The following is a 12,419-nucleotide window of genomic DNA, read 5'->3' as shown; positions in this document are numbered from 1 at the left end:
TCGCTCAATTTTGAATTCATTAACCGTGTTTATCTACCCCAAGACTTGTACCCGCTGCGCACGCCGCCGCGGATAGGGCCGCGCCGACGCAGGATCGGGCAGCGAAGCGTCGAGGGCAGGGCGGTGACTCAATTTTTCGGAAAGTCGGCCCGCGCGAGGTTCTGCCGCTTCGGTCTCCTCGCGGCCGTGCTGAGCGGCCTCGGGGGCTGTCAGGTCAAGCCGGAGCCGCTCACGACCGAAACGCTCGGCCTTCAGGCGGACGACTTGGCGACGAACGCGATGGCCGAGCAGGCGGCGCCAACGCGCCCGATCAGCCTCTACGAGGCCTTCGCTCGCGCGCTGAAGTACAATCTCGATCACCGCGTCGAGCTCATGCAGATCGCGGTGCGCGTCAACGAGCTGCAGCTCGCCAATTACCAGATGCTGCCGAGTCTCGTGGCCAATAGCGGCTATGCCGGCCGCGACCGGTATGCCGCGAGTTCCAGTGTCTCGATCCTGAGCGGCCGGCAGTCGCTGGAGCCGTCCTACAGCTCCGACCGGAACGTCGGCGTCGGCGACCTGACGCTGAGCTGGAACATCCTCGATTTCGGTCTGTCCTACGTCCGGGCGAAGCAGGCGGCCGATCAGGCCCTGATCGCCGAGGAGGTCCGCCGCCGGGTCGTCAGCCGCATCATCGAGGACGTCCGCACGGCCTATTGGCGGGCGATCACCAGCGAGCGCCTGATCTCTCGGCTGCGCGCGCTCGAGGGCCGCACCGAGCGTGCGATCGGCGACGCGCGCAAGCTCTACGCCGACCGCCAGACCTCGCCGATCTCGGCTCTCACCTACGAGCGCGAACTCATCGAGATCAAGCGCGAGTCGCAGCGGGTCGAGGGCGAGCTGAAGATCGCCCGCAGCCAGCTCGCCGCCCTCATGAACCTGCCGCCCGACAGCACGTTCCGGCTCAGTGCCGGTCACGACAGCAACGTCGGCGTTCCCTTGGGGCTGAGCGGCCGCGAGCTCGTGCGCGTCGCGCTGCAGAATCGGTCGGAGATCCGGGAGGTTCTCTATCGGAGCCGGATCAACGAGCAGGAGGCCGAGGCGGCCCTCCTCGAACTCCTGCCCGGCATCAACCTCCTCGTCGGCGGCAACGCCGATTCGAACAGCCTGCTCTACAACTCGAACTGGGTCGGCTGGGGCGCGCGAGCAAGCTGGAACGCCATGCGGCTCTTCCAGTACCCCGAGCGATCAAACCTGATCGGTGCTCAGGACGCGCTGCTGCGCCAGCGGGCACTCGCCCTGACGATGGCCGTCATCACGCAGGTCCATGTCAGCCGGGTCCGCCATGCCCACACCGTCAAGGAACTGAAGACGGCGGCCGACTTCAACCGGGTTCAGCGCAGCCTGCTCCAGCAGATGCGCGCGGCTGCGGTTACGGAGAAGATCAGCGAGCACACCCTGATCCGCGAGGAGATGAACGCGCTCATCGCCGAGGTGAAGTACGATCTCGCCCACGCAGCCCTTCAGAACGCCCGCGCCAACGTCTACGCCTCGCTCGGCCTGGACACGTTCGAGACGGTGGCGATTCGCAGAATGAGCGTTGTCGATCTCGCCCAGGCACTACGCAGAACATGGATTGGGGAGGGTTCCGTCGTACCTGCGCGGGCCGCGAGTGCAGTTGCTGCCGCAAAATAGAACCTGAGGAGTAGGCCGCTACCTTCACAGGCGAATAGCGGACCGGACGCTCAGCGCGACTCGCAAGCCTGCGGCCCAGCTGCCGGCACGGAACCAACATGCTGTATCGCCGACCGAGCGGAGCCATGCATAGGGCGGCCCTACGGTCGGGATCTGCGCGAGCGAGGCCGAGAGTTGCGGTTCGTTCGCCCCGTTGGCGGTCGTCGGGGCAACGGGGACAGTTGCAGCTCGCCCCATCACATTCCGACCATCCGCACGGCCAGAGCAGCCAGCGCAGCCCCGACCAAGGGGCCGACGACGGGGATGATCGCGTAGCCCCAATCGGACGCGCCCTTGCCGGCGATGGGCAGTACCGCGTGGGCGAGGCGGGGGCCGAGGTCGCGGGCCGGGTTGATGGCGTAGCCGGTGGTGCCGCCGAGCGAGAGGCCCACGCCCCAGACCAGCATGCCGATGAGGTAGGGTGCGACGCCAGCGGGGATCGCGTTCGGGGTTCCCACCGCCTTCGAGATGATGGCGTTGATGACGAAGATGAGGACGAAGGTGGCGATGATCTCCGAGATCCAGTTGCCGCGGGCGTCGCGGATCGCCGGTCCGGTGCAGAAGCAGGCGAGCTTGAGGGCCTGACTCTCGGTCGCAGCCCAGTGCGGCAGGTAGTGCAGCCAGACGATGGCCGCGCCAAGGAAGGCGCCGAGCATCTGCGCCGGGATGTAGATCCAGACCTTGTGCCAATCCCCCGTGCCGATCGCCGCGGCGAGCGTCACGGCCGGGTTGAGGTGGGCGTCGGCGCTACCAGTGGCGGTCGCCGTGAAGATGCCGGCGATCACCGCGAAGGCCCAGCCTGCGGTGATGGCGATCCAGCCGGCATTCTCGCCCTTGGAGCGGGCGAGGAGGGCGCCGGCCACGACGCCGTCGCCGAGGATGATCAGCACCGTGGTGCCCAGAAGTTCGCCGAGGAAGGGGGAGGGCATCGTTCAGGTCTCCGAGAAATTTGCGGCCCTCACCCATTCCCTGACGCCTGGCGCGTCAGCGGAAGGTGATCCGGGAGCTAGCGCAAGAAGTGCCGGGCCAGCGGCTCACTGTGGACGGCACAAGGATTCGGACGCTTCGCGGCTTCCCGTGCCGGCCCCCTCGATCGGGTTCCGCTGCCGCTCCATCCGTCCCGGGAAAGGAGGCGGAACGCCGGAGAACCGCGCCAGTGTCGCCTCTCAATCTCGCGGCGTGGTCCAGTCGAACGAGCGCTCCACCGCCTTGGCCCAGGCCGCGTACAGCGTCCTGCGCTGCTCGGCCCCCATGCCCGGATGCCAGCGGTGGTCGACCCCCCAGTTGGCGATGAGGTCGTCGGGGCTGTTCCAGTAGCCGGTGGCGAGGCCGGCCGCGTAGGCCGCGCCCAAAGCCGTGGTCTCGGTCACCTTCGGGCGCACCACCGGCACGTCGAGAATGTCGGCCTGGAACTGCATGAGGAGGTCGTTGCGCACCATGCCGCCATCGGTGCGTAGCTCCTTGATGGCGATACCGGAATCCTTGGCCATGGCCTCCAGGACCTCGCGGGTCTGGTAGGCGGTGGCCTCCAGCGCCGCGCGGGCGATGTGGCCCTTGTTGGCGTAGCGGGTCAGGCCCGCGATGATGCCGCGGGCGCTCTCCTGCCAATGCGGCGCGTAAAGGCCGGAGAAGGCGGGAACGAAGTAGACATCGCCGTTGTCGGACACGGTCCGGGCCAGCGGCTCGATCTCGTCGCTGGTGCGGATGATCCCGAGATTGTCGCGCAGCCACTGCACGAGGGCGCCGGTGACGGCGATCGAGCCTTCAAGCGCGTAGACCGGCGGCTGTCCGTCGAGCTTGTAGCCTACCGTCGTGACGAGGCCGCAGTTGGAATCCACGGGCTCGGCGCCGGTGTTCATGAGGACGAAGCAGCCGGTGCCGTAGGTGTTCTTGGCCTCGCCCGGCCGGAAGCAGGTCTGGCCGAACAGAGCCGCCTGCTGGTCGCCGAGGATGCCGGCAATGGGTACGCCGGCGAAGGGCGCGCGGCATTCGCCGTAGACTTCGCTCGACGAGACGATCCTGGGCAGCATCGCGCGCGGGATGCCGAAGGCCGAGAGTATCCCATCGTCCCATTGCAGCGACTTCAGCGCCATGAGCTGGGTGCGGCTGGCATTGGTCACGTCGGTGACGTGGAGCCCGCCATCAGACCCGCCGCTCAGGTTCCAGACGAGCCAGGTGTCGATGTTGCCGAACAGCACGTCGCCGGCCTCGGCCTTGGCGCGGGCACCCGGTACGACGTCGAGGAGCCAGGCGAGCTTGAGGCCCGAAAAATAGCTGGCCAGCGGCAGCCCGGTGACGGCGCGGAAACGGTCCTTGCCACCCTCGCGGGCGAACTGCGCCACGAGCCCGTCGACGCGGGTGTCCTGCCAGACCAGCGCATTGTGCAGCGGCTGGCCCGTGCGGCGGTCCCAGATCAGCGTGGTCTCACGCTGGTTGGTGATGCCGATCGACACGAGGTCCGAGGGCTGAAGTCCGGCCAGGTCCAGGGCCTCGCGCATGACGAGGCCCGTGTTGCGCCAGATCTCCAGCGGGTCGTGCTCGACATGGCCGGGGCGGGGATAGATCTGCTCGTGCTCGCGCTGGGCCAGGGCGACGATGTCGCCGTGGCGGTCGAACACGATGAACCGCGAACTGGTGGTGCCCTGGTCGATGGCACCGACGTAACGGGTCATGGCGGCCTCTCCTCTCCTGGCGTTTCCTCGGCTACCAGGTCTTTGCGCCGGTGCAGCCCTTCTTCGGTGATGGTTCAGGCCGCGGCGGAGCGGCGCTCGAAATAGGCGGCGAGCCGCGCCTGGCCCTCGGGCGGGATGCGCAGCCCGAGCTTGGAGCGGCGCCAGAGGATGTCGTCCGCCCCGCGCACCCATTCCCGAGCGATCAGGTAGGCGACCTCCGCCGCCGTCAGGTCGTCGCCGAAGCGCTCGCCGAGATCGGTCAGACTCCTCGCTTGGCCAACGATCCCATCGACACGGGTGCCATAGGCGCGGGCGAGGCGCCGGGTCATGGCGGGCGGCAGGAACGGCTTAGCGGTCTGGAGCTCGGCGACGAACCGCTCGAAATCCGCGTCCCTCATGTCGCCGCCGGGCAGGGTCGCCTTCGCGGTCCAGGCCGGGCCGAGGTCAGGGCGGTAGGGCGCGAGCTTCTCGATGGCGTGCTCGGCGAGCCGTCGATAGGTCGTGATCTTGCCGCCGAAGACCGAGAGCACCGGCAGCGCGCCGTCGCGGTCGGACACGTCGAGGACGTAGTCGCGGGTGACGGCCGAGGCGTTCTCGGCCGCGTCGTCGAAGAGCGGCCGGACGCCGGAGAAGCTCCAGACCACGTCCTCGGGCCCAATGCGCCTCGCGAAGGACCGGTTGATGCAGTCGCAGAGGTAGCGGGTCTCCTCCTCCGAAATCGCCACCGGGCCCGGCTCGTTCTCGTAGGGCACGTCGGTGGTGCCGATCAGCGTGAAGTCGCGCTCGTAGGGGATCGCGAAGACGATGCGCTTGTCGGGCTGCTGCAGGATATAGGCCTGGTCGCCCTCATAGAGTTTTTTGACCACGATGTGGCTGCCCTTGATCAGGCGCACCGCCGCACGGCTGTTGATGCCGAGCGTCCCGCCCAAGGTCTGGCTGACCCAAGGGCCGGCGGCGTTGACGACCATCTGCGCGTTGACGGTCTCCGTCCGGCCGGTCTCGACATCGCGGATCGCGGCAACCCAGGCGTCGCCCTCGCGCCGGGCGAAATCGACGGCAGTGCGGGTGCGGATGTCGGCGCCGCGCTCGCGGGCATCCATGGCGTTGAGGACGACGAGCCGGCTGTCCTCGACCCAGCAATCGGAATAGGTGAAGCCCCTGGTGAGCCGGTCCTGCAGGGGCTTGCCGAGCGCAGAGTTTCGTAAGCGAACGGAGCGCGAGCCCGGCAGGGTGCGCAGGCGCGCGAGGTGATCGTAGAGGAATAGCCCGAGCCGGAGCATCCAGGCAGGTCGCAGGCCCTCGTCGTGCGGCAGGACGAAGCTCAAGGGCCAGATGATATGGGGCGCTTGGCGCAGCAATCGCTCACGCTCGGCCAGGGCCTCGCGCACCAGCCGGAACTCGTAATATTCGAGGTAACGCAGGCCGCCGTGGATCAGCTTCGTTGAGGAGGACGAGGTGAATTCGGCGAGGTCTCCCTTCTCGCAGAGCAGGACTTTGAGGCCGCGGCCGGCCGCATCGCGGGCGATGCCGGTCCCGTTGATCCCGCCGCCGATGACGAGCATGTCGTAGGCCGTCGCCTGCACCCTGCCTCTCCTTCGCCCGGCCGTCGGCGCCGGAGGAGCAGGATATTGCGCGTCTCACGTGTTTTCGCAACCGAAAACATGCAACTTTCGTTTTCGCGCTGCAACCGGACTCAATCGGCCGGCGCGATGGCGCAGGCGACGCCGCTCTCCCGCATGAGGGCGGCCAGGCGCTCAGGAGGAGCGCGGTCGGTGAACAGGGTATGGACCTGCGACAGGTGCCCGAGCCGGACCATGGGGCGCCGGCCGAACTTCGAGTGATCGGCGACCAAGAAGACGTGGGCTGCATGCGCCAGCACGGTCTGGGTCGCGCGGACTTCCTCGTAGTCGAAGTCGAGGAGCGTGCCCTCAGCGTCGATCCCGCTGATGCCGATGACGGCGTAATCGACGCGGAACTGGCCGAGCGTGTCGCAGGTCAGCTGCCCGAGCACGGCGCCGTCGCGGTTTCGCACGCTCCCGCCCGCCACGACCACGCGGAAGCTGGTTTGCTGGGACAGGGTGAGGGCGACGTTGAGGTTGTTGGTGATGACGCTGAGATCGTCGTGCCGCACGAGCTCGCGGGCCACCGCCTCGGTCGTCGTGCCGATATTGACGAAGACCGAGCAATGGGAGGGGATCGCCGCGGCCGCGAGCCGGCCGATCGCCGCCTTCTCGCCGGCATGGGTCACCTGCCGGTCGGCGTACTCGATGTTCTCGACGCTTGACGGCAACCCGCCGCCGCCGCGATAGCGCTCGAGCCGGCCTTCGGCGCTGAGTTTGTTGAGGTCACGCCGGATGGTCTGTACGGTGACGCCGAAGGTCGCGGCCAGGGCTTCGGCGGTCGCGTAGCCCCGCTGGCGCACGACGGCGACGATGGCGCTGCGCCGCGCCTCCACGGTCTGAAGCTCCGGCCTGGTGATGATGCGGCTCACGCGAACGCTCCCTCTGGCGGGGACCATAGCCGGCGATGTCGGTGTGCCCAGCGGTTCGAGCGCCGTCGCCAGGCGAGGGACGCGTCGGTCCCGGCACCGGCCTACGCCTGCCTCGCCGCGTCGAGCTGCTGCAGCAACTCGGCCAGGCGCGGGTCGAGCACCTCGTCGATCACTGGCTCGTACATCGCCTGCAGGTGCCGCCCCAGCCGCTGCCGGGTGGCATCGTCGAGGCCGGGCGCGCTCTCGCCCGCGGACGGGTTGAGGGCCTCACCGCACGTCTCACGTTGCATGGGCGCACCGGAATTCTGATCGCACGGCCCGATCGCCTCTGAGGTTCGGCGGCCGAGCGGAGCGGACGGGCGTGGGGCGCGAGGCAATGGGCAAGGTATTTGTCACGCGCATGTTCGGCAGGGTCGAGGCAGCCAAGCACAAGGCAGGGTCCGTGTCATGATCCAAAGCTATGCTTCCCGATGTTCGGATTGATCCATCCACCAAGTCATCGACCGATGGTTCCAGTATCCCGTGAGGCGAGGCCGCGCGTCGAAGGCGGCTCCTCGTCAGAGCCCCGTTCGTCGGTGGCCGTTCTCATGAGGTCTTGTCGGCGACCGAGCCAGAGGCTGTTCAGGAGCCAGGCGATCGACAGGGGCACGGCCATCACGGCGACCGCCGTGGAGCCGAGCCCCAAGGCCGCGATGCCGGTGAAGGTCCAGGCGCCGAGCTGGTCGCCGGTCCGGTAGACCACCGTGTCGATGAAGTTCTTGGCCTTGTATCGATCCTCGCGGGGAACGACCGTGAACAGCACCTCGCGGATCGGCTTGGCGATGGCGAAGTTGCCCGCCCGGCGCAGGACCTGAAAGACGACGATGGCGGTGATGGTCGGCGACGCCGCGAGCGCCGCGAAGCCGAGGATGCTGGCAGCGGGCAAGAGGGCGAGCGTCGGGCCAACCCCGATGCGTCGCACGATGCGGCCCGTCAGAAAGAACTGGACGCCCAGCGTCAGCAGGTTCGTCAACAGGTCGACGCCGGCGAAGAAGGCGGTCTGCGCGCCGCGATCGGGGAAGCTCTTCTTGGCGATGGCCGCCTGCTCGAAATACAGGAACGTCGAGGTCACCGAGAACAGAAGCAGGAACAGGCTGATGTTGAGGAGGTAGGGCGACCGGAAGGTGCGGGTGATGCCCGCGAGGGCGCTGCCGCCGATCGTCTCCTCCGCCGCGGCCCTGGCCGCCGCCGGGGTCTCATGGAGACGGTCGGAGAGGCGGGCGAGGCCGCGCATGCTGAACACCGCCACTTCGAGCAGCAGGGCCGCGCCGACGAGCAGGACCCACGTCGGCACGTCGCGAGCGAGGATCGCGGTGACGGCCGAGCCGGAAATCGCGCCGAGCGTCGCGCCGGCGGCGATGAAGCCGAACAGCCGCTTGCCCTGCTCGCTCGAGAACACGTCGACGATGGTGGCCCAGAAGACCGAGACCACGAACAGGTTGAAGATCGAGAGCCAGACGAAGAAGGCGCGGCCGATCCACAGCTCCGCGCCCGGCTCAGCGAGGTAGAGCGCCAACGCGAAGAGCAGGATGTTGGCGGCGAAGAAGCGGTAGGTCAAAGGCACGAAGCGAGCGCGCGGCAGCGTCTTCACGAGCCAGGCGAAGGGGACGCTCAGGACCAGCATGCCGACCAGCGTGCCCGTGAAGAGCCAGGGCAGGTTCTCGATGCCGCCGGCGACGCCCATCTGGTCGCGGATCGGGCGCAGCACGTAGTAGGCGGCCAGGATCGAGAAGATGTAGGCCCAGGACCATGCGAGCGCCGGCACTTCCTCGGCCCGCACGTCGATGAGGCGCTGCAGCCAGGACGTCGGACCTCGCGGGGGACTGGCAGAGCCCGGACCGGTCTCGCTCGCCCCGCGACTCAACGCGTCACACCGAGACGGGCGCTGAGTTCGGGTGCCGTCAGATCCAGGCCGAATCCCGGCGAGCCCATCGCGAAGCTGTCGGCCCTGGCGAGCGGTCCGACGACGACGGGATCGAAGCCCGCATCGCTCACGAGCCGTCCGGCGACCGCCAGCGCCTGCGCGTCGTCGCCGGCGATCGGGATCGCCATGCGGGCGCCCTCGCGATGGGCGTTCCTGGCGAAGACCTTGTAGTTCGCCGCGTTGAAGGCCCGCACGACGCGGGCGCCGCTCAGGTACTTGGCCGAGACCGCGGCGATGCCGCCCGCCTGCACCTCCGCATAGACCTCGCCGTCGCGGGCCTGCGTCGCGTTGCCGGCATCGATCACCACCTTGCCCTTCCAGGCGCCGGCATAATCCTGCGCCAGCTGCGGGTAGGCCTTGTAGGGCACGGCGACGAGCACGACCTCGCCGAACGCGATGGCCTCGGCCGGCGTGCCGGCGCGCGCCTTGGAGCCCAGCCCTTCCACGAGGCCCTTCAGCTCCTCCGGATGGCGCGAGGAGAGCATCACCTCGTACCCCGCCTTTACCCAGAGACCACCGATCGTGCCGCCAATATTGCCCGCCCCAATGATGCCGATGCGCATCGGGGCGGTCTGGGCCGAGGCGGGGAGGGCGGAAGCGAGGGCGAGGGCTGCGCCGAGGGCGAGGGCGGCACGCCGGGAGAGAGGATCAGAGCGCATCGACGAGGGCCTCCATCCGGGCACGCTGGGCGGCGTCGGGCATCCGGCCGCGCGCCGCGCCAAGGTTGTCCTCGACGTAGGACGCCTTGGCCATCCCGGGGATCGGGCAGGTCACGGCCGGGTGCGAGAGGACGTATTTCAGGAAGAACTGGGGCCAGCTCGCGCAGCCGAAATCGGCGGTCCAGCCCGGCAGTTCGCGGCCCTGCACGGCCCTGAGCAGCCGGTCGCGCCCGAAGGGCACGTTGACCATGACGGCCATGCCGCGGTCGGCCGCGAGCGGCAGGATGCGCTCGGCGGCACGACGGTCGTCCAGGGCGTAGTTCACCTGGACGAAGTCGAGGGTCTCGCGGCGCATCAGGGGCTCGAGATCGGCGAACTGACTGTCCCGCCAGACCGTGACGCCGAGATAGCGGATCTTCTTCTCGGCCTTGAGGTCCCGCAGCGTGGCGAGGTTGGAAGCGGGGTCAACGAGGTTGTGGACCGCGACGAGGTCGATCATCGCCGTGTTCATCCGCTTGAAGGAGCGCGCGATCTCCGCCGCCCCGGCCTCGCGCCCGGGCGTCCCGACCTTGCTGCAGAGAAAGACCTTCTCGCGCAGGCCGTCCTGCGGGAGGATGAGGCCGAGCACGTCCTCGGCCGTCCCGTAGCTCGGCGCCGTGTCGATCACCGATCCGCCGAGCGCCACGAAGCGCTGCACGGCCTCGCGCAATGGCGCGACCTTCTCGGGCGTCGGCTCGACCTCGTAGCGGCGGGAGGTTCCGATGCCGATGACCGGAATCCTCTCACCCGACGAGGGAATGGCGCGACGCAGCAGGCCGGCCGGTTCCGCTTCGGCAGGCGCAGCCGCCTGCGCAAGATGCGTCGCGAGGGGGAGCAGGCCGGCACCGGCCACGAAGGTGCGTCGGGATGGATGCATCGGGGGCACGGTTCCTTGCGACAGCGGTTGGATCGACCATCTAGGGTCGAGCGAGCCGCACCGACACCCGCGCCCAAGGGTCCCGCGCCCAAGGGTTCAGCGCCAAAGGGTCGGGCAAGGCAGTTTGTCCAGGGTCGCATCCTGGACGATGGCGCAGGCCTCACAGGTTCAGCATGGGCAGGGACCTGACGGTTCCATGCTGCCTGAGGTCGAGGCCGTGCTCCTCGATTTCGGCCTCGATCAGTTCGCGAAACGCCTCCGCCTGCGCACCGGCACCGGCGGCTTGCGCCGCCACCAGCTCGGCATCCTGCTCGTCCCGCGCAACCACGAGCACGGGGGCGACGTCGGCTTCCTGTTCACCCGGCCGTCTCACTGTGACACGCACGCCAAAGCCCTTGTTCATCGCTTCCTCCGCCCCAAGCCGTGACCGCCGATCGGCTTCCGTCTCGGGCAAGAGCCTTCGCGCAGGCCGTGTTCCGTGAGGGGGTGCGACGTCGAGGGTGGCCCGGCAGGCCCGAACTGCATCTGCAATGTCAGGCTGAACCGCGGCTTCCAGTGAAAACCGATGAGCAGCGCGTGCTCGCGTCGTCCTGCCACATAGCCGGGTCTGGTGTTCACGACCCTGTGAAGTCGTCGCCGAGCAACGCCGCAGGCTAACCTATGTTTCAGGTTGATCGACAGCGGTCTCAGCGGCTCGCATGAAATTGATGTCGGATGGATCGGGTCGACTGGTTACGATGGAGCCCTGTCCAAGATAGATGGAGGGTCTCTGACGTAGGTCGATAATATTTACCGACGCTAAAGGATTTGTGCAGCAGTGACAGGCCATGTTTGACAGGGCACGCAGGCCTGCGCTACGCGAGACCGGTCAATACTCGGCTCTTCCGAAATCGTCGTGCACAAGACGTAAACGGCAGGCTAACAGATCGTATCGGGGGTGTAGAAGACTTGGAGACGGGTGGTGACGACGCCTATTGTTGAGTTGATTTTGGAAAAGTTGTCGTCTTCGAGCCTTATAGCGACAGGTCTCCTGCTTCTGTCGGCTCTGGCGTGTGCGGTTTTCGCCTATTGGCGAACGACCGAAAATCGATCCTTCAAGGAGTTCTTCGAGTTTGCTGTACCGAGGGAAGTGATCCTGCACCCTTCGGCCAAGGCCGACCTGTTGTTCTGGGTCACCAAGAAGGCGCTGATGCCGTTCTTGCTGATACCGGCAGGCGTCACCTTCGTCGTCGCCGTCGGCTACGCCACCAAGCTGGCGATCACCAGTGTCTTCGGCTTGAGCGAACCGCTGGTCGCCGGGCCCGCCGGGCCCTGGACGGTCGTGCTGTTCACCCTGACGATGCTGCTGGCCTACGACCTCTCCTACTATCTTTACCACACCGCCCAGCACCGCTTTCCAATCCTCTGGGAGCTGCACAAGGTGCACCATTCCGCGGAGGTCATGGTCGGGATCACGAAGGATCGCGTGCATCCGCTCGACGAATTGATGAACCGCATGTGGGACGGTGTGATCCCCGGAATCTGCTTCGGGATCTGGGCGGTTATTCAGCTCAATCTCGTGGAGCTGACGATCTTCGGGGTCAATGTTTACGTCATGCGGAACATCCTGATGATGGATTTCGTCCGGCACACGCATCTCAAGATCTCGTTTGGGCCGCTGAACAACATCATCCTCTGCCCTCACTGGCATCAGCTGCACCACAGCACGCATCCCAAGCATTACGACAAGAACTTTGGGCTGCTGTTCTCGTTCTGGGACCGTTTGTTCGGGACGCTCCGCGTGCCGGAGCCGAATGAGAGCTTCAATTTCGGCCTCGTGGACCGCGACGTCCGCGACTACCAGTCCCTGTCCGGCCTCTATCTCCTGCCGTTGAAGAAGATGGGCCGACAGATCGCCAAGCTCTTTCGCCGGCCGTCGAGACCGGCCTCGCACCCGGTGTCGGAGCCGTGAGCATGATGGCGACGGCCCCGGCGGAAACGCCAACGGAACGATTCGAGATCGTGC

At 67.4% G+C, this 12,419-nt stretch carries 11 protein-coding genes; 2 read left to right on the top strand and 9 right to left on the bottom strand.

Annotated elements, in window-relative coordinates:
* The first annotated feature begins 123 nt into the window (after positions 1 to 123).
* Positions 124 to 1,674: a TolC family protein gene (locus tag MFF55_RS10345; RefSeq protein WP_238244007.1), complete on the top strand. Its 1,551-nt coding sequence runs from the start codon at positions 124 to 126 to the stop codon at positions 1,672 to 1,674.
* A 236-nt stretch (positions 1,675 to 1,910) separates the two neighbouring features.
* Here MFF55_RS10345 and MFF55_RS10340 read toward each other — a convergent pair whose 3' ends face one another.
* The 9 genes from MFF55_RS10340 to MFF55_RS10300 form a co-directional block, all read right to left on the bottom strand.
* Positions 1,911 to 2,642, bottom strand: a complete 732-nt coding sequence (locus tag MFF55_RS10340) for an MIP/aquaporin family protein (protein WP_238244006.1) — start codon at positions 2,640 to 2,642, stop codon at positions 1,911 to 1,913.
* 237 nt (positions 2,643 to 2,879) lie between these two features.
* Positions 2,880 to 4,385, bottom strand: coding sequence for a glycerol kinase GlpK (glpK, locus tag MFF55_RS10335; protein WP_238244005.1), 1,506 nt, complete (start codon positions 4,383 to 4,385; stop codon positions 2,880 to 2,882).
* Between the two features lie 74 nt (positions 4,386 to 4,459).
* Positions 4,460 to 5,968 carry a glycerol-3-phosphate dehydrogenase gene (glpD, locus tag MFF55_RS10330; protein ID WP_283206724.1) on the bottom strand — a complete coding sequence of 503 codons (1,509 nt, stop codon included), beginning with the start codon at positions 5,966 to 5,968 and terminating at the stop codon, positions 4,460 to 4,462.
* Positions 5,969 to 6,078: 110 nt separating this feature from the next.
* Positions 6,079 to 6,876 (bottom strand): DeoR/GlpR family DNA-binding transcription regulator, encoded by a 798-nt coding sequence (locus MFF55_RS10325; RefSeq protein ID WP_238244004.1) that lies wholly within the window; start codon positions 6,874 to 6,876, stop codon positions 6,079 to 6,081.
* 101 nt (positions 6,877 to 6,977) lie between these two features.
* The gene (locus MFF55_RS10320) at positions 6,978 to 7,166 is read right to left on the bottom strand and encodes a NepR family anti-sigma factor (RefSeq protein WP_238244003.1); all 189 of its coding nucleotides are present in this window, start codon (positions 7,164 to 7,166) and stop codon (positions 6,978 to 6,980) included.
* A 206-nt stretch (positions 7,167 to 7,372) separates the two neighbouring features.
* The gene (locus MFF55_RS10315) at positions 7,373 to 8,713 is read right to left on the bottom strand and encodes an NTP/NDP exchange transporter (RefSeq protein ID WP_238244088.1); all 1,341 of its coding nucleotides are present in this window, start codon (positions 8,711 to 8,713) and stop codon (positions 7,373 to 7,375) included.
* 62 nt (positions 8,714 to 8,775) lie between these two features.
* Complete coding sequence (locus MFF55_RS10310; protein WP_238244002.1) at positions 8,776 to 9,498, bottom strand: NADPH-dependent F420 reductase; 723 nt, start codon at positions 9,496 to 9,498, stop codon at positions 8,776 to 8,778.
* Positions 9,488 to 10,414: an aldo/keto reductase gene (locus tag MFF55_RS10305; RefSeq protein WP_238244001.1), complete on the bottom strand. Its 927-nt coding sequence runs from the start codon at positions 10,412 to 10,414 to the stop codon at positions 9,488 to 9,490. Before MFF55_RS10305 ends, MFF55_RS10310 begins: the two co-directional genes overlap by 11 nt.
* 160 nt (positions 10,415 to 10,574) lie before the next feature.
* On the bottom strand, positions 10,575 to 10,817 hold the full coding sequence (locus MFF55_RS10300; RefSeq protein WP_238244000.1) for a hypothetical protein: 243 nt from the start codon (positions 10,815 to 10,817) through the stop codon (positions 10,575 to 10,577).
* A gap of 558 nt (positions 10,818 to 11,375) precedes the next feature.
* Here MFF55_RS10300 and MFF55_RS10295 point away from each other — a divergent pair.
* Complete coding sequence (locus MFF55_RS10295) at positions 11,376 to 12,365, top strand: sterol desaturase family protein (protein ID WP_238243999.1); 990 nt, start codon at positions 11,376 to 11,378, stop codon at positions 12,363 to 12,365.
* The last annotated feature ends 54 nt before the right edge of the window (positions 12,366 to 12,419 follow it).

This window comes from Methylobacterium iners (assembly GCF_022179305.1).
Taxonomy (GTDB): domain Bacteria; phylum Pseudomonadota; class Alphaproteobacteria; order Rhizobiales; family Beijerinckiaceae; genus Methylobacterium; species Methylobacterium iners.
The sequence above is the reverse complement of the archived record's forward strand: the minus strand, read 5'-3'. Positions and strand labels throughout refer to the sequence as shown.